We start from the raw sequence: 18,233 nt of genomic DNA on the forward strand, positions 1-18,233 counted from the left end.
AGCAACGACCGCTGATCGGAATGATCGGCGGTCGTTGTTCCAGGTGGATCGAACGAATCAGTCCAGGTAGTCGCGCAGTACCTGCGAACGCGACGGGTGACGCAGCTTGGACATGGTCTTGGACTCGATCTGACGGATCCGCTCGCGCGTGACGCCGTAGACCTGTCCGATCTCGTCGAGGGTGCGGGGTTGACCGTCCGTCAGGCCGAATCGCAGACGAACGACGCCTGCCTCGCGCTCGGACAGAGTCTCCAGGACAGACTGCAGCTGATCCTGGAGCAGCGTGAACGACACGGCGTCCACGGCAACGACGGCTTCGGAGTCCTCGATGAAGTCACCGAGCTGGCTGTCGCCTTCGTCACCGATCGTCTGGTCGAGCGAGATGGGCTCACGCGCGTACTGCTGGATTTCCAGCACCTTCTCCGGCGTGATGTCCATTTCCTTCGCGAGCTCTTCGGGAGTGGGTTCGCGACCCAGATCCTGGAGGAGCTCACGCTGGATGCGTCCGAGCTTGTTGATGACCTCGACCATGTGCACCGGAATGCGGATGGTGCGGGCCTGGTCGGCCATGGCCCGGGTGATGGCCTGACGGATCCACCACGTGGCGTACGTGGAGAACTTGTAGCCCTTGGTGTAGTCGAACTTCTCGACCGCGCGAATCAGACCGAGGTTGCCCTCCTGGATGAGGTCGAGGAACGCCATGCCACGGCCGGTGTAGCGCTTGGCCAGGGAGACGACGAGTCGAAGGTTCGCCTCGAGGAGGTGGTTCTTGGCGCGGTTGCCGTCACGGCAGATCCACGTCATGTCGCGACGCTGCGCAACGGGGAGCTTCTCGCCCTTCTCCGCGGACTCACGCATCTTCTCGACCGCGAACAGGCCTGCCTCGATACGCTTGGCCAGCTCGACTTCCTCTTCGGCGTTGAGGAGTGCGACCTTGCCGATCTGCTTGAGGTAGGCACGCACGGAGTCGGCGGACGCGGTGAGCTCGGCGTCCTTGCGGGCCTGACGCAGCGCCTCGGATTCCTCTTCGTCCCAGACGAAGTCGCCGGACGCCTTGTCCTCGGCAGTCGGCTCGGCGGTGGCGTCTTCCTCGGTGTCGTCACCGGCGGCGACCACCTCGACGACATCGTTGGCGGCAGCGGCGAGGTCGCCCTCGGAGATGTCGATGTCCTCGATCCCGGGAGTGCTCTCGTCGGCGTCGTCGGAAGCCGGAGCAGCTGCTGTCTTCTTCGCTGCGGCCTTCTTCGCCGGGGCCTTCTTGGCTGCGGCACGCTTGGCCGGTGCCTTCTTTGCCGGTGCCTTCGCAGCGGGTGCCTTGACAGCAGGTGCAGGTGTCGCAGACTCGGTTTCGGAATCTACGGTCTGACGGATATCGGTGGCTGCCACGTACGCCCTTTCGTGACGAAGTCGTGCGGCGTCACGCCAGAGTTGTTTCCGGCGGAGAGGTCTTCGGATTCGGCCGGCTGCGTACCGGCACACACCATTGTAACGACCTCTCAGGAGTTTGTTACCGACCCTCGCCCTACGCAGGTGGCAACCCGCGTGTCAGTCCAGCGATCCGGCGGACGTACCGGTCTCGGCGGACGGTACGGCGGAGTCCGCTGCGAGTGCGGCACCGACGATCCCGGCAGTGTTCAGCAGGGTTGCCGGAACCACGGGTGTGCGATTGGTCAGGTGCGGAATCCACTTCTCGCTCTTGCGGCTGATGCCGCCGCCGGCGATGAAAAGATCCGGCCACAGCAGCGCCTCGAACGTCTCGAGAACCTTCGAGACCTCCTTGGCCCACTCCTTGTAGGACAGGCCCTGGTTCTCCTTCACCGACGACGCCGCACGATGCTCGGCCTCCTTGCCGTCGATCTCCATGTGGCCGAATTCGGTGTTGGGAAGCAGAACGCCGTTGTGCAGCACGGCCGAACCGATCCCGGTGCCGAACGTCAACAGCACGACGACGCCGTCCCTGCCCTTGCCGCCGCCGTACTTGTCCTCGGCCACTCCGGCTGCATCCGCGTCGTTGAGCACGGTGACGTTCTCGGTGCCGATGGCTTTCGCGAACAGCGCGCGGGCGTCGGTGTCGATCCAGGACTTGTCGATGTTGGCGGCCGAGCGAGCGACACCGTTGGTCACCACTGCAGGCAGGGTGACGCCCACCGGGCCGGTCCACTCGAAGTGCGCGACGATCTCGGCCACGGTGCGCGCGACGGCATCGGGGGTCGACGGTTGCGGCGTCTCGATCTTGTAGCGGTCGCCGACGAGCTCACCGGTGCTCAAGTCCACGATTCCGCCCTTGATGCCGCTGCCGCCGACGTCGACGCCGAACCCGTGGCGCGCCGCCGCAGCGGTGGTGTTGTCCGAACCTGCCTGTGTCATGTGGATGCCGCTCCTGGCGTGATCGAATCCGTGTGATGCCGTCGGTTCCGAACAATAGTGTGTTTCGGCGTTCGTGGGACGGTGACGTCACCGGCGGTCGCTGCGGTGGTGCTCGAACGTCGGTGTGTGTTGCGATGTACGTGTGCCGAAACCAGACCGATCGCAGACCGACACCGCCAGTACACAATTGCCGGAAGAGCAGGTGGCAGCAGAGGGATCGAACACCCGCGAGGTGGACGTGCTGCGCGAGGTCGCCGTACGGGTCGCGACGCGAGCCGCCGAGCACGTCAGGCGACGCCGCCCGGAGGTCTTCGGCGGCGAACCGATCGAGGGTGACGGCGCGGTGCAGTCGAAGAGCACGCCGACCGATCCGGTGACGATCGTGGACACCGAAACCGAGAGCGTCCTCCGCGAGCTGCTGGCGCGGCTTCGGCCGCAGGATGCCGTTCTCGGCGAGGAGGAAGGCAGCGAGAACGACTCGCTCGACGGCGTGCGGTGGGTGCTCGACCCGATCGACGGAACCGTGAACTTCATGTACGGAATTCCGGCGTACGCGGTATCGGTCGCGGTTCAGATCGACGGTGTCAGTGTTGCGGGGGCCGTGGTCGACGTCGCCCGCGAGCTCGTCTACTCGGCCGCTCTTGGGCGCGGGGCGACGGTGGAGCGAGCCGACGGTACGCAGGAGCAGCTGCACTGTTCGGGAGTCACCGATGTGTCGATGACGTTGTTGGCCACCGGATTCGGCTACGGATCCGGTCGTCGCGCGGTGCAGGGCGCGATCATTTCCGAACTGCTGCCTCAGGTGCGTGACATCCGCCGGATCGGTTCGGCTGCGCTCGATCTGTGCATGGTCGCGTCCGGAGTTGTCGACGCCCACTTCGAGCACGGGCTCAGTCCGTGGGATTGGGCGGCGGGTGGGCTGATCGCAGCCGAGGCTGGCGCGACGGTCAGGCTACCTGCTGCCGACAGCACCAGCGCTCAGGGTGCGGTGACGTTGGCCGCTGCCCCAGGGGTCTCGAACGCCTTCCTGGCGGTACTGCGCAGCGCGGGTGCACTCGATCCGATCCCCGGCTGACGCGCCGCCGGTCGGTCAGCAGCGCGATTCGCGTGCTGCCGAGAGCAGATCGGCGTCGAGTGGCGCAGGGGCGGCACCGGGTGCGGTACCGGCGAGCGTGCGCAACACTTCCTCGGCGTCGTCGTTGGGCTGGATCTCGCTGAAGTAGGTACCGAGAGCCAGATCGACCGAGTCGTCGGCGCGGGCATCCTGAATCAGTTCGGCGCACGGCGCGACCAGTGACACGGCACTGGCCGCCGCCAGGCCGGCCGGGCCGAACCGAATCTGGCCCTGGCACTGCATGTTCTGATCGACGTAGACCGGATCGTTGCCGACCTGGACGTCCGGTGCGCTGGCGAAACCGTAATCGATGAGCTGGGCGGCGACGAGAGCTGCCTGTCCGCGCTCACCGTTCGCGTTGAAGACGCGCACTTTCGATGCGGACAGGGCCGCAGGCTCGACGTCGAGCAGTGTCGTCGGGTCCACTTCTTCGCCGAGAGGTGCCGGCTGCGTCCCGTCCGTCGCGGCGGTGGTGGTGGGCACGTTGCATTCGGCCGTTGCGGAGGCGGCTTCGGAGGTGGTGAACACCTTGACCCACACGAGCACTCCGAGCAGGGCCAGCACGGCGAAGACCGCGATCATCGGAAACGCGCGGCGTCGACGGAACGGACGACCTCGACCGTCGACCGAATGGCCTTCGGTGATCAGAGAAACCACGGTGATCTTCGCCTTTCCGTCGGCAGTTGCCGAGACCGGTCCACAGAGTCGGTTCACACCGACGCGGTGCCTACTGTAGATGCCCGCGGTCGGTGGGGGCGGCACACTCGGCCGGCACCTACTCCGATCCCGTGCGCGACGCCCGATTCGGAGCCCGAAACCGGGGGCGAGAAGTGTTCTGCGATGCAAGGAATGAAGCCGCCCATCCCGGTGTTGTTGCGGCGTGCAGCCAGGTGAAGGACCAGTCGGCGATTCGGTTTCTGCTTTGCGACCGGCTTCGGCTATTGTCTGGCGGCCGCGGTGCTTCAAGAATCGGACACCGGTGCACGATCGATCAGGTGAGCGAGGTCTCGATCGGGTTTCAACCGGCGAGTTCTGGGAACTACCCGGTGTAGTTTCGGGCACCGCGCGACGACGAACGGTTTGAACAGATACGAACATCGGTGGGAGCGAGCAAGCGCCCTCTTCACAGCCGACGGCCACAAGCCGACCACATCGGCAGCTTTCACCACACACACGCACGAAGATGAGGGGTACGAAGACAATGGCAACCGACTACGACGCACCGAGAAGAACAGAATCCGACGATGTGTCGGAGGACTCGCTGGAAGAACTGAAGGCCCGACGCAACGAGGCTCAGTCCGCCGTGGTGGACGTGGACGAATCCGACACCGCGGAGTCGTTCGAGCTTCCGGGTGCAGATCTGTCCGGCGAGGAGCTGTCGGTTCGGGTCGTTCCCAAGCAGGCCGACGAGTTCACCTGCTCGAGCTGCTTCCTGGTCCATCACCGCAGCCGGCTGGCCAGCGACGCCAACGGTGTACTGATGTGCCGCGACTGCGCGGCGTGACCTTTTCCACACAGACCTGATCCAGCGGGTCAGGTCTGTGTCGACGGTTCCGACCGTCGATCGACGGGTGAATCAGCGCGCTTCGACGCCGTGCGCGGTCAGGACTGCCAGCAGCTCTTCGGGGCGCTTGGTACTGACTAGCCAGTAGGGCGTCGGATCGTCCGGGTCGTCGAGGACCACGATCACCATCTGCTTCACCCAGGTGCGGTGCTGCACGAAGGCCAGTGGATCGAGTTGCCTTCCCAGCGCCGCACTTTTTGCTGTCGCGGGAACGATCGCGGCCTTCGATGCCACATCGAGTGGCAGATGAGCAGACCCGACGCGTAACTCGGTGCCGGTCGCTCCGGTGCCCACCTCGACGCGCAGCCTGCTGAAGGCGAACAACGCCCACGCGATCAGTGGGAGCAACACGACATAGGGCAGCCAGGCCCTGATGCCCGGCGCACCCATGTGGATCTCCGCAGCCAGCAAGACCGCCACGGCCGCACCCGCCGCCCACCACCAGATCGGCACCCAGAGTCGCTCCGAGTACAGCACGGAGTTCGCGGGTGCTGAGGAACCCGTGTGGGGAGTGGAGTCGCCGGACTCCGACGCGTGTTCGGCCTGTCGATCTGCAGTCACGAGTCCCAGGGTAGTCGCCACACCGAGACGGAAGCCGGCCAGCGTAGTCTCGTACGACGTGAGCGACGAAGTCACCGAGTCCGGCAGCGAACCATCCGTCGATCGACCCACCATCCAGTGCCTGCCTTCCGATCCGGTGTCCGAGGTCCTGGTACGCCGACTCGATCCCGAGCTTCCGGTGCCGACGCGTGCGCACGACGGTGATGCGGGCGTGGATCTGCGAATCACGGCTCCGGTGACCATCGCACCGGGCGAACGCGTCCTGGTGGGGACCGGAATCGCGATCGCTCTCCCGTTGGGAACCGTCGGGCTGGTGCATCCGCGATCGGGGTTGGCGGCGAAGTCGGGCCTGTCGGTGGTCAACACCCCGGGCACCATCGATGCCGGCTACCGCGGGGAGATCAAGGTCTGTCTGATCAACCACGACCTGCACACTCCGATCGAACTCGAGCGCGGCGACCGCGTCGCCCAACTGATCGTGCAGCGAGTCGAGTTGGTGACGTTCGTCGAGGTGGACGAGTTGGACGACACCGTTCGAGGGGCCGGTGGTCACGGTTCGACCGGCGGCCATGCGAGTCTGAAGCAGTGAGTTCCGCCACGACGTTCACCGGTGGCAGGCACAGTGGAAGCAACCGAGAAGAAGAGAGCTGAACATGTTCGGACGGCGTAAGAAGAACGACGCCGGCAGTGCCTCCGCGCCCGGTGCGGAGCCATTCGTCGACAGCGTCGAAGACGAAGACGACGGTGTCGAGGCCGCGGACACGACCGCAGACGGGCCCCACGATCTCGAGGACCTCGACGACGATCGCGAGACCGTCGCCAAGACGCGACTCGACCTCGGCTCGGTGCTGATTCCGCTGCCGGAGGGCGGTCAACTCCAGGTCGAGATGTCGCAGGCCGGTAGCCCGCAGGCAGTGCACATCGTGACGCAGTTCGGGCGCATCACCATCGCTGCCTACGCGGCACCCAAATCGCCCGGTCAGTGGCGCGAAGTGGCAGCCGATCTGGCGTCGTCTCTGCGCAACGACAAGGCCGAGACGACAGTCGAGACGGGTCCGTGGGGACGCGAACTCCTCGGTGTCACGGCCAACGCCGACCTGCGCTTCATCGGAGTCGACGGCTATCGCTGGATGGTCCGCTGCGTGCTGGCGGGTCCGTCGGGTGCGGTGGGCGAGGGCCAACCGCTCGTGCGGCTGGCGCACACGATCCTTCGGCAGACCGTGGTGGATCGGGGTACCGAGCCGCATCCCGTTCGGACCCCGTTGCCGGTGGTGTTGCCGCAGGTACTGGCCGAGCAACTTGCTGCAGCCGCGCAGCAGCAGGCGGCAGCTCAGCAGAACGCTGCGCAACAGGCCGCGCAGCCCCAGGCCGCGCAGCCCCAGGCCGCGGTACCCACCGCAGAACCTGTTGTGCCGCAGCAGGATTCGACGCCGCAGCCGACCGCCGCCGAGCGTGACCGCGCGCCGCGTCGGGGCGCGTCGGGATCGGCGATTCAGCAGCTGGGCGGCTGAGCCTGCGGACCGTCGAGACCGTCGACCGCCGCTCGGCCGAGGCATCCCGGGTCGCGTCCGATGTCGTCCAGGGTCACGGTGCGCAGCGCGCAGTTCGGTAGCGCCCGCGCCCACTGTCGACCCACCTCGATCGGATGGACCGCGTCGTCCACTGCTCCCACGACGACGGCAGGCAGCTCCAGCCGAGCGAGCTCGTGGAGTTCGGGGCTGCGGTGCCGAGCCGCCTCGTCCAGCGCGTCCGGAAGCGCGGGCCACTGGGAAGCCCATGACCTCCGCAGCGTGCGCGCGAGCCACGGCGGGCTCGACGCTGCCATTGCCGCGGTGACGGCGTCGAGCCCCTGTTCACGCAGGGATCGAGCGGTGAATTCCGCGCTCAGGGCCGCGGGGGATCCGGCCGGGTCTCCGGTCCACGCCGGGAGCGCGAGTGCAACAGCCGCAGTGTTCGATGCGTTGGTCGCGGCCCAGCGAACCGCTACCGCGGCCCCGAGGGATATCCCCGCGACCACGACGCGTCCGTGTCGGTGCGCGGCGTCGTCGAGGGCGGTCAGGTAGCTCTCGACCACCGCGGCCGGGTCGGGTTCGACCGCGATGGTGGTCAATCCCACACTCTCGAATGCGGCCGAGAACGCGTCGGCGGCGAACCGGGCATCGGACCCCGTTCCCGGTAGAACGATCGCAGTGCGGGTGTCGAATCGGCTGTGCACGACACGATTGTGCACGCCTTCCGACACCTCCGTAGCGGCGGTTGGTCAGCGTGACACTTGGGGTCTACAGTGGCGAAGTACCCACCCTGACGAGGGAACGACCCCCACCGCTGGAGCGCACAATGGCACCCGCTGCCGCAGGATACTTTCGCCGCCTGACGCGGAAGTTGACAGAGGACATCGATCAACTCGATGCCGAGGAGATGGCCGAAACCTCCGAAGCCTCCGGGGCTCGGCGAGCGTGCGACTGCTTGCGAGGCGAGGAAGTGACCATGCTCGGTCGGTTGCGCAGCGTCGAAGCCTGTTCGAAGGCGGCCAATGCGAACATCGAAGCCGAGTTCTTCGACGGCACCGACACGGTGACGCTGCTCTGGATCGGGCGCCGCAAGATCGCCGGTATCGAACCCGGCAAGACTCTGCTCGTGCGCGGACGTGTCGGCGAACGCGACGGACGCAAGATCGTCTACAACCCCTATTACGAACTGCGCGACGACAGCTGATCGTCGCCGGTATGGCACTCTCGTTGTCGTGACCAACAGCGACGATTCCGTGCCGCCCACGCCGACATCGAACACGCCGGAACCCACGACCGACGCGTCGACCACGGACCGCGTCGAGAAGGTGGCTCCCACCGTCCTCGAACAGCTCGGCGGTCTGAGCGGGCTCGTCTATTCCACCTTGCCCGTCGTCGTGTTCGTTCCGGTGAACAGCTACGTCAACCTGTCGGTCGCCCTCTGGTCCGCTCTGGGAGTTGCCGCCGCGGTGTTGGTGTGGCGCTTGGTTCGTCGTAGCCCGATTCAACCCGCTATCTCGGGATTCTTCGGAGTCGGGATCTGCGCGTTCATCGCATACCGGACGGGAGATGCCAAGGGCTACTTCTTGTTCGGCATCTACACCTCGCTCGCCTACGGTGCGGCTTTCGTGTTGTCGGTGCTCGCGCGCTGGCCGTTGGTCGGCATCATCTGGGGATACCTCAACGGCAAGGGAACGTCGTGGCGTGGCCACCGGTCGGCTGTGCGCTACTACGACGTGGCCACCATCGCCTGGGCATCGGTGTTCGGTGCTCGATACATCGTTCAGTCGCAGCTCTACGACTCCGACCAGACGGGCTGGCTCGCCGTTGCCCGCATCGGCATGGGCTGGCCGCTGACGGGAGTGGCGCTGTTGGTCACGCTCTGGGCCGTGCGTGCTGCCGATCGCGCGCTCGACGCTGCGTCGAGCGCGGACCGCAGTCGGGATCGGCTGTCGTCAGATCAGGCCGACAGCGGAGCGTAGTTCGTTCTCCACCTCTTTGGCCGCGACGAACAGCAGCTCGTCGCCGCCTTCGAGCGGATCGTCGTGCTGTGGAACGATCACTCGACCGCCGCGCAGAATCGTCACCAACGCTGCGTCCCTGGGCAATTGGAGCTTGCGGACCGGCTTTCCTGCCAGGGGAGTGTTCTCCGGCAGCGTGATCTCGACGAGGTTCGCCTGACCCTTGCGGAACGTCATCAGGTGAACGAGGTCGCCTACCGACACGGCTTCTTCGACCAGGGACGCGAGCATTCGCGGCGTCGACACCGCGACGTCGACGCCCCAGGCGGCATCGAACAGCCATTCGTTGCGTGGATCGTTGACCCGGGCCACCACGCGATTGACGCCGAACTCGGTCTTGGCCAGCAGGCTGAGCACCAGGTTCGCCTTGTCGTCACCGGTGGCAGCGATCACCACGTCGTAATTCTCTAGGTGGGCGGCTTCGAGCAGACTCAACTCGCACGCGTCGGCCAGCACCCATTCCGCTTCCGGGATGGCGGCCTGATCGACGTGGTCGAGTTTGCGTTCGAGGAGCATCACATCGTGTTCGCTGCGGATCAATTCGCGTGCGATGGATCGGCCGACTGCGCCGGCTCCGGCGATAGCGACTTTCATGGCTTCCCGTTCGGGTCGATGGGGGAGGTGGGGAATGTGCGCGCGTGCATCAGTCGTCCGACGGCGGCGGGTTGCCCGCCAGTGCAATGGCTTCGGCGACGGTTCCCGAGACCGCGGCGACGTACACCTCGTCACCGGCTTGAATCACGGTTCGCTTGTCCGGTAGCAGTCCGCTGCCGAAACGGATGACGAACGCGGCCCGCGAGTTGGTGGCTTCCTCGAGTACCGAGAGCTTCTTGCCTATCCAGGCGTCGTGGAAGTCGAGCAGGACGACGGCGACGCTGCCCGACGGATCGCGCCACTTGGTGGTGGGGTCGTCGCGCAGCAGGTTGTGCAGAAAACGATCGGTGGCCCAGGGGACGGTGGCGACGGTCGGGATGCCGAGGCGTTCGTAGACGGCGGCGCGCTTGGCGTCGTAGATCCTCGCGACCACTTTGTCGACGCCGAACGTCTCTCGTGCGACGCGGGCGGAGATGATGTTGGAGTTGTCGCCGGAAGACACGGCCGCGAAGGCCTCGGCTTTCTCGATTCCCGCGCTCACCAACACATCTCGGTCGAACCCCATGCCGACGACGCGATGTCCGGCGAAGTCGGGGTCCAGACGCAGAAAGGCTGTTTCGTCGCGGTCGATGATCGCTACCTCGTGTCCGATGCGTTCGAGCGCCCCGGCCAGCGATGCGCCGACGCGGCCACATCCCATCACAACTACGTACAACGCCCAGCTCCGTCCCGATCTCGATGGTCGACCACTGCCGACCGACACTGCCATGACCGGCAGGCGTGCACCAACGTATCGGGGGATCGGCCACCGTACGGATCGAGGGTGCGCTCCGACGCAGTTTCGGGCGCGTGGTTGAGACGCCCGTGGGAGGACGGCCTACGCTTCTGTGCGTGTCCAAGGTCTCGACTGCCGCCAAGCGGCTAGTGCTCGGTAAGCCGTTCCGCAGCGACAAGCTCGGTCATACGTTGCTTCCCAAGCGGATCGCGTTGCCGGTGTTCGCCTCGGACGCCATGTCGTCGGTTGCGTATGCACCCGAGGAGATCTTTCTGGTGCTGTCGGTCGCGGGCATCTCGGCAGTCGCGTTCACCCCGTGGATCGGTCTCGCCGTCTGCGTGGTGATGGCCGTCGTCGTGGCCAGCTACCGGCAGAACGTGCATGCTTATCCCTCCGGCGGTGGTGACTACGAGGTCGCGACCACCAACCTGGGCCCCGCAGCCGGATTGACGGTCGGCAGCGCACTGTTGGTCGACTACGTGTTGACCGTGGCCGTGTCCATCTCGGCGGCCGCGTCGAACATAGGGTCTGCGGTGCCGTTCGTGGCCCAGCACAAGGTGCTGTTCGCCGTCGTGGCCATCGTCCTGGTCACCTCCGTCAATCTTCGCGGCATCCGGGAGTCCGGAACTGCGTTCGCCATCCCGACGTACGCCTTCATGGGTGGCATGGTCCTGATGCTGGGGTGGGGCCTGTTCCGGGTCTACGTTCTCGGCGACGACATCCATGCCGAGTCGGCGGCCTTCGATCTGCGGGCCGAGGATTCGCACCTGTACGGCATCGCCTTCGCATTCCTCATCGCGCGAGCGTTCTCGTCCGGTTGTGCGGCACTGACCGGGGTGGAGGCGATCAGCAACGGGGTGCCGGCATTCGAGAAGCCGAAGTCGCGCAACGCCGCGACGACGCTGCTGCTGCTCGGAGTCATCGGGATCACACTGCTGATGGGCATCATCCTGCTCGCGCAGAAGATCGGTATCAAATACGCGATGGATCCCGAATACCAACTCGTCGGAGCGCCGGAGGGCTACCAACAGAAGACGCTCATCGCGCAGTTGGCGGAGGCGGTCTTCAGCGGATTCCCCATCGGGTTCTTCTTCATCACCACCGTCACGGCCCTCATTCTCGTTCTTGCGGCCAACACTGCGTTCAACGGTTTCCCGGTCCTGGGTTCGGTGCTGGCACAGGATCGCTACCTCCCGCGCCAGTTGCACACTCGCGGTGACCGCTTGGCCTTCAGCAACGGCATTCTCTTCCTGTCCGGTGCCGCGATCGCCTTCGTCGTCGTGTTCGGTGCCGAGGTCACCAAGCTCATTCAGCTCTACATCGTCGGTGTGTTCGTCTCGTTCACCCTCAGTCAGACCGGCATGGTTCGGCACTGGACGCGGCTGTTGGCCACCGAGACCGATCCCGAGCAACGCCGGCGCATGCAGCGCTCGCGGGTGGTCAACGGTGTCGGTCTCGGCATGACCGGAACGGTGCTGGTCATCGTGTTGATCACCAAGTTCGCCGCCGGTGCGTGGATCGCGATCGTGGCGATGGTGGCGATCTTCGTCCTGATGCGCATGATCAGAAAGCACTACGACACCGTGGCCCGCGAACTCGAGAACGAGGAATGGGACGGAGTGCTGCCCAGCCGGACGCACTCGATCGTGTTGGTCTCGAAGCTGCACATGCCGACCCTGCGCGCGTTGGCGTATGCCAGGGCGACCAGGCCCGACACGCTCGAGGCGGTGACCGTCAATGTCGACGAAGCCGACACGCGTGCGCTGGTTCGGGAGTGGGAGGCGAGTGACGTTTCGGTGCCGCTCAAGGTCGTCGAGTCGCCGTACCGAGAGGTCACCAAACCGGTTCTCGATTACGTCAAGCGTGTTCGCCGCGATTCGCCTCGGGACGTCGTCACGGTCTTCATTCCCGAGTACGTGGTCGGTCACTGGTGGGAGCAGGTTCTGCACAATCAGAGCGCGCTGCGACTGAAATCCCGACTGCTGTTCCAGCCGGGCGTGATGGTCACCAGCGTGCCGTGGCAGCTTCGGTCGTCCGAGAAGGCCAAGCGTGAGGTGCTCGGCAATGCGCCCGGTGCGTCGCGTCGCGGCTACGAGCCTCCGGCCGGCAAGTGAGCGAGAGTTGGTTCGGGCTGCTGCTCGAGGTCGAATTGGGCGCGCCAGGGCACGGCGGGTTCTGTGTGGCCCGCCACGACGGCCGGGTGATGTTCGTGCGTCACGGATTGCCCGGTGAACGGGTCCTGGCCAAGGTGACCGAGGACCGGGGCGGATCGTTCTGTCGCGCCGATGCCGTGGAGATTCTGTCGGCCTCTCCGGACCGGGTGGACGCGCGCTGTCCCATCTCCGGACCCGGCGGCTCGGGCTGTTGCGATTACTCCCACGCGAGTGCCGATGCCGGACGGCGACTGAAGTCCTTCGTCGTCTCCGAACAACTTCGCCGCGTCGCCGGAATCGAGCGTGAGGTGCAGGTGGAGGAACTACCGGGGTCCGGCGACGGCACCGGGTGGCGAACCCGTGTGCGACTCGCCGTGGATTCCGGCGGACGGCCCGGCTATCACCGCTATCGCAGTAGCTCGATCGTCACCGAACTGACGTGTCCGCAAATGGATTCCACGGCCTTCGAGGGTCTGGCGGATCAGCAATGGCGGCCGGGTGCCGAGCTGCAGGTGGTGCTCGACGGGGAAGGTGAGCGGCACGTGGTGGAGATCGCGCCTGCGCAGCTCTCGCCCACCGGACGCCGATCGCCGGGGCGTCGTGGCGCGGCCGCGCGTAGGGCTGCGTCGTCGCGGTCCCGGCCGGAGAAGGCCGTGATCGGATCGGGTCGGGTCACCGAACACGTCTCGAACAGGGCGTGGACCCTCGACGCCACCGGATTCTGGCAGGCCCACCGCGGCGCGCCGCAGGTGTACACCGACGTTGTGGGGGACTGGGCGGACGCCACAGCCGGTGACGGTGCGTGGGATCTGTACGGCGGTGTCGGTGTGTTCGCCGCCGCGCTGGCCGATCGGGTGGGTCCGAGCGGCCGAGTCACCAGCGTCGAATTCTCCCGTCGCGCCGCCGAGGACGGCCGTTCGGCGCTGCAGGATCTACCGCAGGTCTCGTTCGTGCCGGGTCGGGTCGAGCGGTCGTTCGAGACGTTGACCGAGCCGGCGGCGGTTGCGGTGCTCGATCCACCTCGGGCGGGTGCCGGACGGGACGTGATCGAAGCCCTCGCCGTCAGGTCTCCGCGTTCGGTGGTGCACATCGGATGTGATCCGGCCTCGTTCGCACGGGATGTGAGCTTGTATCGAGCTGTGGGATACGAATTGATCGACATGCGCGCCTTCGACGCCTTTCCTTCGACCAGCCACGTCGAATGCATCGGCCGTTTCGTTCGTCGGTGAGGGCGGCGACCGATCAGGCCCGGTACGCAACTTCGGCGACCGGGGCGAAGGTGTGCGTGGGAACGGTCACGATGCGCTGTGCGCCGCATGTGCACCCCTGATATCCGACGAGTCCCTCGCTCGTGTCGTGGGTGGAGTGGGTGGTCCAGGTGTGTGTGGTGTGTTCGGTGTGCATGCGTCCATCGTGATGTAATGGTCTTGTGCACATCAACCCTTACGGCGAATATGCGGTGAAACTCGGTATCGACCTGCTCAATTCACCGCCCTCGTCGGCGACCGAACTGGGCAACCGCTGCGTCGACGCCGGCCTCGTACCGGACTGGACAGCAACCGACGCCGATCTCCTCGACACCCTCGAGTTCCTGCGTGACTGGGCCCGTGTGGTGGACGCAACCACCGAGAACGATCGGGCCGACGAGCTCAATGCGCTGTTGGCACAGGCGTCGGCGTACCCGCGGCTGACCAACCATGCCGACGACGGCTGGCACATGCACTATCGCGATCCCAACATCGAACTCGGCGGCGTCATCAGGGCCTTGGTCAGCGTCGGCACAGCGTTGCATCTGACCGGACGCGGAATGTCTCGCCTCCATCGCTGCGCCGCCGCCGACTGCACGCTCGCGTTCGCCGACACCTCGAGGACAGGCAGGCAACGCTACTGCGGAACGGTGTGCTCCAATCGCGACGCGGTCCGCAGGCATCGAGCACGCGCGGCCTCGTGATCGAGGCGATGCGCACCGTGTTCGCTAGGACTTTCGGTTGTACAAGCGCATCGTGATGGGCCCGAACACCGCCAGCAACACCGCGCACAGCATCAGCGTCACTCCCAGCCGACCGGTGTCCACATCGCCCTGCATCAGTCCGCGCAGTGACGTGACGAGGAAGCTGACCGGGTTGACGTCGACGAACGCGCGCAGCCAACCGGGCATCGTGCTGGGGTCGACGAAGATGTTGCTCGCGAAGGTGAGCGGAAACAGGATGAACATCGACACGCCCATGACCGCGGCCTCGGTGCGCACGATCATCGCGATCATGGTCCAGATCCAGGACAGGCAGAACGAGAACACCAGCAGCAGAGCGATGGACGCCACGACGCCGAGGACACCACCTTGCGGCCTGAAGCCGAGGACCAACCCGAGGATCAGCACGATCACCGAGGCCAGTGTGTAGCGAACGACGTCACCGAGCAGCGCACCGACCAGGGGCGACGGACGCCAGATGGGCAGCGAACGGAATCGATCGAACACGCCCTTCTCGATGTCCTTGTTCATGGTCACGCCGGTGTACATCGTGATCATCACCACGGTCTGCACGAGGATGCCGGGGAGCAGGAACTGGATGTACGCCTCGGTCGACCCGGCCAGTGCGCCACCGAACAGGTAGGTGAAGAGCAACGTGAACATGATGGGAAAGGCCGTCACGTCGAACAATTGCTCGGGTACGTGCTTGATCTTGAGCAGCGCACGCCACCCGAAGCTCAACGACGTCGACAACGACGACGGACGCGGCGGACGAGGCCCGGCGGCACCGAGCACATCGATGATGGTCGACGCCTGTGGCGTCGACTGCTGGGCTTCGGTCGTCATGACGCAACCTCCCGGTCGGATTCGACTGTGGTGCCGGCCCGATAGGTCGTTCCTGCAGGCTCCACTCCCGCCCCTCGGGTCGTTCCTGCAGGCTCCACTCCCGCCCCTCGGGTCGTTCCTGCAGGCTCCACTCCCGCCCCATGCCCGGTGAGGGCGAGAAACACCTCGTCCAAGCTCGGTTGCCCCAGCATGAACGACGCGATGGGGATGCCTGCGGTCTCGAGTGCAGGCAGCACGGGCGCGGCCTGTGCCGGATTGTCCAACCGTGCGGTTACGGTGAACGGATCCGGGTCCTCGGTGACGTTGTCGCCGAGCAGATCTCGCAGGATCCGTGCAGCGGCCGTTCGCTGGGACGTTTCGAGAACTCGCAGGTGCAGTGAATTCGATCCCACCGATGCCTTCAGCTCGCCCGTCGTCCCTTCGGCGATGACCTTGCCGCGATCGATGACTGCGACACGCCCGGCCAGTTGATCGGCCTCGTCCAGATACTGTGTCGTCAGTAACACCGTCGTTCCGCCCGCGACCAACGCACGGACGATCTCCCACACGTGATTTCGGCTGCGGGGATCGAGTCCCGTGGTGGGCTCGTCGAGGAAGATCAGTTCGGGAGTGACGATGATGCTGGCGGCGATGTCGATGCGACGGCGCATGCCGCCGGAGTAGGTCTTGACCTGCCGCGGTCCGGCATCGGCGATGTCGAACGCCGTCAGCAACTGCTCGGCTCGTGATCGGGCGGCAGGCCGTGAGTAGCCGAGCAGTCGAGCGAGCAGCACCAGATTCTCGGTACCGGTGAGATCCTCGTCCAGAGAAGCGAATTGTCCTGTCAGAGCTACCTTCTGCCGTACGGCCTCCGGTTCGTTCGCGACGTCGTGACCCAGAACCCGGGCGCTGCCTCCGTCGATCGGAAGCAGGGTGGCCAGCATCCGGATGGTCGTCGTCTTCCCTGCGCCGTTGGGCCCGAGCACGCCGTAGACGCCACCGGACGGGATGGACAGGTCGACTCCGTCGACAGCGATGTTCGTGCCGAAACGTTTGATCAGACCGTGTGTCTCGATCGCCGCCATGTCTCTCGTTCCCTCCGGTGGGCCGGTCGCCCGATTCCCCACGATTGTCCGATTCTCCACCAAGGATGAAACGCGGTCCACAACTCCGCAAACGAATTTCGGTTCCGAACCATCCTCCGGTCGGTTTGTTCCGAATATGTACTGCGGCGGGAAAACGCGGAGGTTTCGATATGAGAGCGATATGACCACTAGTGTCGTGATCGATGAACTCGATCATGAACCCGTCTGTTGGGACGACCTTCCGATGAGCGCGCCGTTGTCGGATGCGTCCGGATCGTCGGATGCCGGCCGTGACCGGCCGACGTCCGATGCCTCGGAGAACTACGCGGCAGAGGATGCGGTGTGCGCTGTTCCCAGTCCACAGCTCAAGAACCTGCGTGCCGACGAAACGGATCGTCTCCGTCGGTTGATGGCGTCGGTCGCACAGGGCGATCGGGCGGCGTTCGCCGAGTTGTACGACGCGACGTCGTCGCGGGTGTACGGCATGGTGCTGCGGGTGCTTCGCGACCCGGGGTACAGCGAGGAGACCGCGCAGGAGGTCTTCCTTCAGATCTGGCGTGCGGCACCGAACTACGACCCGAACCAGGGCAGTCCACTGGCCTGGATCATGACGCTGGCGCACCGTCGCGCCGTCGATCGCGTTCGGAGCGAGCAGTCCGGTACCGACCGTGAGGCCGCGTACGGCGCAGTCAGTCACACACCGGAGCACGACGAGGTACTCGAAACGGTGACGCAGCGGCTCGAATCGGAGGCCGTGGTTGCCTGTCTCGACACTTTGACCGATACGCAGAGCGAGTCGGTCCGAATGGCCTATTACAGCGGTTACACCTATCGCGAAGTTGCGGAGCGGCTCGGGGTCGCGGTTCCTACCATCAAGTCGCGCATACGAGACGGATTGATCAAATTGAAGACATGCCTGGGGGTGATCCCGCAATGAACGAATCGTCACGACAACGACTGCTCGACGACGCGGAGGTCTATGCCCTGCACGCGACCACCGAAGCCGAACGACGCGACATCGAGACCGAACGGTTGCGCGTCGACGAGACCGCACGCGCCCAGTTCGACGTCCTCGTGGGCGAGATCCACGAGACGCTGGCCTTGGCAGCGGCGGCCGACGCCGCTCCTGCACCCGAGCGCCTCCGGCAACGAGTGCTCGATCAGGTCGCTGTCAGCGATCAGGAGCCCACGGTCCACAAGCTGCCACCGAACGTCACGCCACTGCACCGGCATCGGCGGGAACGTTCGAAGGCCTGGCGGTACTCGATGGTCTCGGCTGCGGCCGCGGTGGTCGTCGCCGTCGGCGGCGTAGTGGTGGTCAGCCAGACCATGGGCAACGATGCGCAGCCGTCTCAGGCGGATCAGATCGTGGCCGCGCCCGATTCACGACAGGTGACGGCGGAGTTCCCCGGTGGCGGCTCGGCGACCGTGGCGTACTCGCTGTCCCAGAACGCGGTAGTCGTCGATCTCGACGGAGTCCCGCAGCCACCACCCGGCCGCGTTTACCAAATGTGGTTCGTGGACGGTTCACCTCGCTCTGCCGGCGTGGTGACCGAGGATCAGCTCACCTCCGAGGACGGCACGGTGGTCGACGGTCTCGGGTCGTCGACGAACTTCGCGTTCTCGCTCGAACCCGCGGGCGGGTCTGCGCAGCCCACCGAGGTGCTCACGATGCTGACGCTGGGTGCCTGAGAACA

At 65.7% G+C, this 18,233-nt stretch carries 21 protein-coding genes; 11 read left to right on the forward strand and 10 right to left on the reverse strand.

Annotated features, from left to right (window positions below; translation table 11 throughout):
• Nucleotides 1-57: 57 nt before the first annotated feature.
• Both R3P93_RS04040 and ppgK read right to left on the reverse strand, forming a co-directional pair.
• Nucleotides 58-1,386 carry an RNA polymerase sigma factor gene (locus R3P93_RS04040; RefSeq protein ID WP_068050647.1) on the reverse strand — a complete coding sequence of 443 codons (1,329 nt, stop codon included), beginning with the start codon at nucleotides 1,384-1,386 and terminating at the stop codon, nucleotides 58-60.
• A 159-nt stretch (nucleotides 1,387-1,545) separates the two neighbouring features.
• On the reverse strand, nucleotides 1,546-2,367 hold the full coding sequence (gene ppgK, locus R3P93_RS04045; RefSeq protein ID WP_068050646.1) for a polyphosphate--glucose phosphotransferase: 822 nt from the start codon (nucleotides 2,365-2,367) through the stop codon (nucleotides 1,546-1,548).
• A gap of 187 nt (nucleotides 2,368-2,554) precedes the next feature.
• Here ppgK and R3P93_RS04050 point away from each other — a divergent pair, with 187 nt between their 5' ends.
• Nucleotides 2,555-3,442, forward strand: a complete 888-nt coding sequence (locus R3P93_RS04050) for an inositol monophosphatase family protein (protein WP_394855252.1) — start codon at nucleotides 2,555-2,557, stop codon at nucleotides 3,440-3,442.
• A gap of 15 nt (nucleotides 3,443-3,457) precedes the next feature.
• On the opposite strand, the gene cei is transcribed toward R3P93_RS04050, so the two are convergent.
• On the reverse strand, nucleotides 3,458-4,138 hold the full coding sequence (gene cei, locus R3P93_RS04055; RefSeq protein ID WP_068050645.1) for an envelope integrity protein Cei: 681 nt from the start codon (nucleotides 4,136-4,138) through the stop codon (nucleotides 3,458-3,460).
• Between the two features lie 544 nt (nucleotides 4,139-4,682).
• Between cei and R3P93_RS04060 the strand changes: the two genes are divergently transcribed.
• Nucleotides 4,683-4,985: a DUF4193 domain-containing protein gene (locus R3P93_RS04060; RefSeq protein ID WP_027496891.1), complete on the forward strand. Its 303-nt coding sequence runs from the start codon at nucleotides 4,683-4,685 to the stop codon at nucleotides 4,983-4,985.
• Between the two features lie 72 nt (nucleotides 4,986-5,057).
• Here the strand turns inward: R3P93_RS04060 and R3P93_RS04065 are convergent, their stop codons facing one another.
• Nucleotides 5,058-5,522 (reverse strand): DUF3093 domain-containing protein, encoded by a 465-nt coding sequence (locus R3P93_RS04065; protein ID WP_068050644.1) that lies wholly within the window; start codon nucleotides 5,520-5,522, stop codon nucleotides 5,058-5,060.
• Between the two features lie 220 nt (nucleotides 5,523-5,742).
• Here R3P93_RS04065 and dut point away from each other — a divergent pair, with 220 nt between their 5' ends.
• Nucleotides 5,743-6,195 (forward strand): dUTP diphosphatase, encoded by a 453-nt coding sequence (gene dut / locus R3P93_RS04070; RefSeq protein WP_094642394.1) that lies wholly within the window; start codon nucleotides 5,743-5,745, stop codon nucleotides 6,193-6,195.
• A gap of 64 nt (nucleotides 6,196-6,259) precedes the next feature.
• Nucleotides 6,260-7,117 (forward strand): DUF3710 domain-containing protein, encoded by an 858-nt coding sequence (locus R3P93_RS04075; RefSeq protein ID WP_317532444.1) that lies wholly within the window; start codon nucleotides 6,260-6,262, stop codon nucleotides 7,115-7,117.
• Here the strand turns inward: R3P93_RS04075 and R3P93_RS04080 are convergent.
• Nucleotides 7,099-7,821, reverse strand: coding sequence for an alpha/beta fold hydrolase (locus R3P93_RS04080; RefSeq protein ID WP_317532445.1), 723 nt, complete (start codon nucleotides 7,819-7,821; stop codon nucleotides 7,099-7,101). The two genes, R3P93_RS04075 and R3P93_RS04080, sit on opposite strands and share 19 nt — an antisense overlap.
• A gap of 122 nt (nucleotides 7,822-7,943) precedes the next feature.
• Between R3P93_RS04080 and R3P93_RS04085 the strand changes: the two genes are divergently transcribed.
• Nucleotides 7,944-8,321: an OB-fold nucleic acid binding domain-containing protein gene (locus tag R3P93_RS04085; RefSeq protein WP_068050637.1), complete on the forward strand. Its 378-nt coding sequence runs from the start codon at nucleotides 7,944-7,946 to the stop codon at nucleotides 8,319-8,321.
• Nucleotides 8,322-8,442: 121 nt separating this feature from the next.
• A complete protein-coding gene (locus R3P93_RS04090) occupies nucleotides 8,443-9,096 on the forward strand; it encodes a DUF3159 domain-containing protein (RefSeq protein WP_068050641.1) in 654 nt (217 codons plus the stop codon).
• Here R3P93_RS04090 and R3P93_RS04095 read toward each other — a convergent pair.
• Nucleotides 9,070-9,729: a potassium channel family protein gene (locus R3P93_RS04095; protein ID WP_068050636.1), complete on the reverse strand. Its 660-nt coding sequence runs from the start codon at nucleotides 9,727-9,729 to the stop codon at nucleotides 9,070-9,072. The two genes, R3P93_RS04090 and R3P93_RS04095, sit on opposite strands and share 27 nt — an antisense overlap.
• A gap of 49 nt (nucleotides 9,730-9,778) precedes the next feature.
• On the reverse strand, nucleotides 9,779-10,444 hold the full coding sequence (locus R3P93_RS04100; RefSeq protein WP_037190085.1) for a potassium channel family protein: 666 nt from the start codon (nucleotides 10,442-10,444) through the stop codon (nucleotides 9,779-9,781).
• A gap of 176 nt (nucleotides 10,445-10,620) precedes the next feature.
• Between R3P93_RS04100 and R3P93_RS04105 the strand changes: the two genes are divergently transcribed.
• Both R3P93_RS04105 and R3P93_RS04110 read left to right on the forward strand, forming a co-directional pair.
• Complete coding sequence (locus tag R3P93_RS04105; RefSeq protein WP_317532446.1) at nucleotides 10,621-12,618, forward strand: APC family permease; 1,998 nt, start codon at nucleotides 10,621-10,623, stop codon at nucleotides 12,616-12,618.
• Nucleotides 12,615-13,886, forward strand: coding sequence for a class I SAM-dependent RNA methyltransferase (locus R3P93_RS04110; protein WP_317532447.1), 1,272 nt, complete (start codon nucleotides 12,615-12,617; stop codon nucleotides 13,884-13,886). The genes R3P93_RS04105 and R3P93_RS04110 overlap by 4 nt, the downstream gene beginning before the upstream one ends.
• Nucleotides 13,887-13,899: 13 nt before the next feature.
• On the opposite strand, the gene R3P93_RS04115 is transcribed toward R3P93_RS04110, so the two are convergent.
• Nucleotides 13,900-14,061: a hypothetical protein gene (locus tag R3P93_RS04115; protein ID WP_179272008.1), complete on the reverse strand. Its 162-nt coding sequence runs from the start codon at nucleotides 14,059-14,061 to the stop codon at nucleotides 13,900-13,902.
• A 25-nt stretch (nucleotides 14,062-14,086) separates the two neighbouring features.
• Here R3P93_RS04115 and R3P93_RS04120 point away from each other — a divergent pair, with 25 nt between their 5' ends.
• Nucleotides 14,087-14,608: a CGNR zinc finger domain-containing protein gene (locus tag R3P93_RS04120; RefSeq protein WP_317532448.1), complete on the forward strand. Its 522-nt coding sequence runs from the start codon at nucleotides 14,087-14,089 to the stop codon at nucleotides 14,606-14,608.
• Nucleotides 14,609-14,632: 24 nt separating this feature from the next.
• Here R3P93_RS04120 and R3P93_RS04125 read toward each other — a convergent pair whose 3' ends face one another.
• Both R3P93_RS04125 and R3P93_RS04130 read right to left on the reverse strand, forming a co-directional pair.
• Nucleotides 14,633-15,472: an ABC transporter permease gene (locus R3P93_RS04125; protein ID WP_068050632.1), complete on the reverse strand. Its 840-nt coding sequence runs from the start codon at nucleotides 15,470-15,472 to the stop codon at nucleotides 14,633-14,635.
• The gene (locus R3P93_RS04130; protein ID WP_317532449.1) at nucleotides 15,469-16,536 is read right to left on the reverse strand and encodes an ATP-binding cassette domain-containing protein; all 1,068 of its coding nucleotides are present in this window, start codon (nucleotides 16,534-16,536) and stop codon (nucleotides 15,469-15,471) included. The genes R3P93_RS04125 and R3P93_RS04130 overlap by 4 nt, the downstream gene beginning before the upstream one ends.
• Nucleotides 16,537-16,717: 181 nt before the next feature.
• Here R3P93_RS04130 and R3P93_RS04135 point away from each other — a divergent pair, with 181 nt between their 5' ends.
• A complete protein-coding gene (locus tag R3P93_RS04135) occupies nucleotides 16,718-17,473 on the forward strand; it encodes a sigma-70 family RNA polymerase sigma factor (RefSeq protein WP_094642013.1) in 756 nt (251 codons plus the stop codon).
• On the forward strand, nucleotides 17,470-18,228 hold the full coding sequence (locus tag R3P93_RS04140) for an anti-sigma factor (protein WP_317532450.1): 759 nt from the start codon (nucleotides 17,470-17,472) through the stop codon (nucleotides 18,226-18,228). Before R3P93_RS04135 ends, R3P93_RS04140 begins: the two co-directional genes overlap by 4 nt.
• The last annotated feature ends 5 nt before the right edge of the window (nucleotides 18,229-18,233 follow it).

The sequence above is a fragment of the Rhodococcus cerastii genome (genome assembly GCF_033042195.1).
Lineage (GTDB): Bacteria > Actinomycetota > Actinomycetes > Mycobacteriales > Mycobacteriaceae > Rhodococcoides.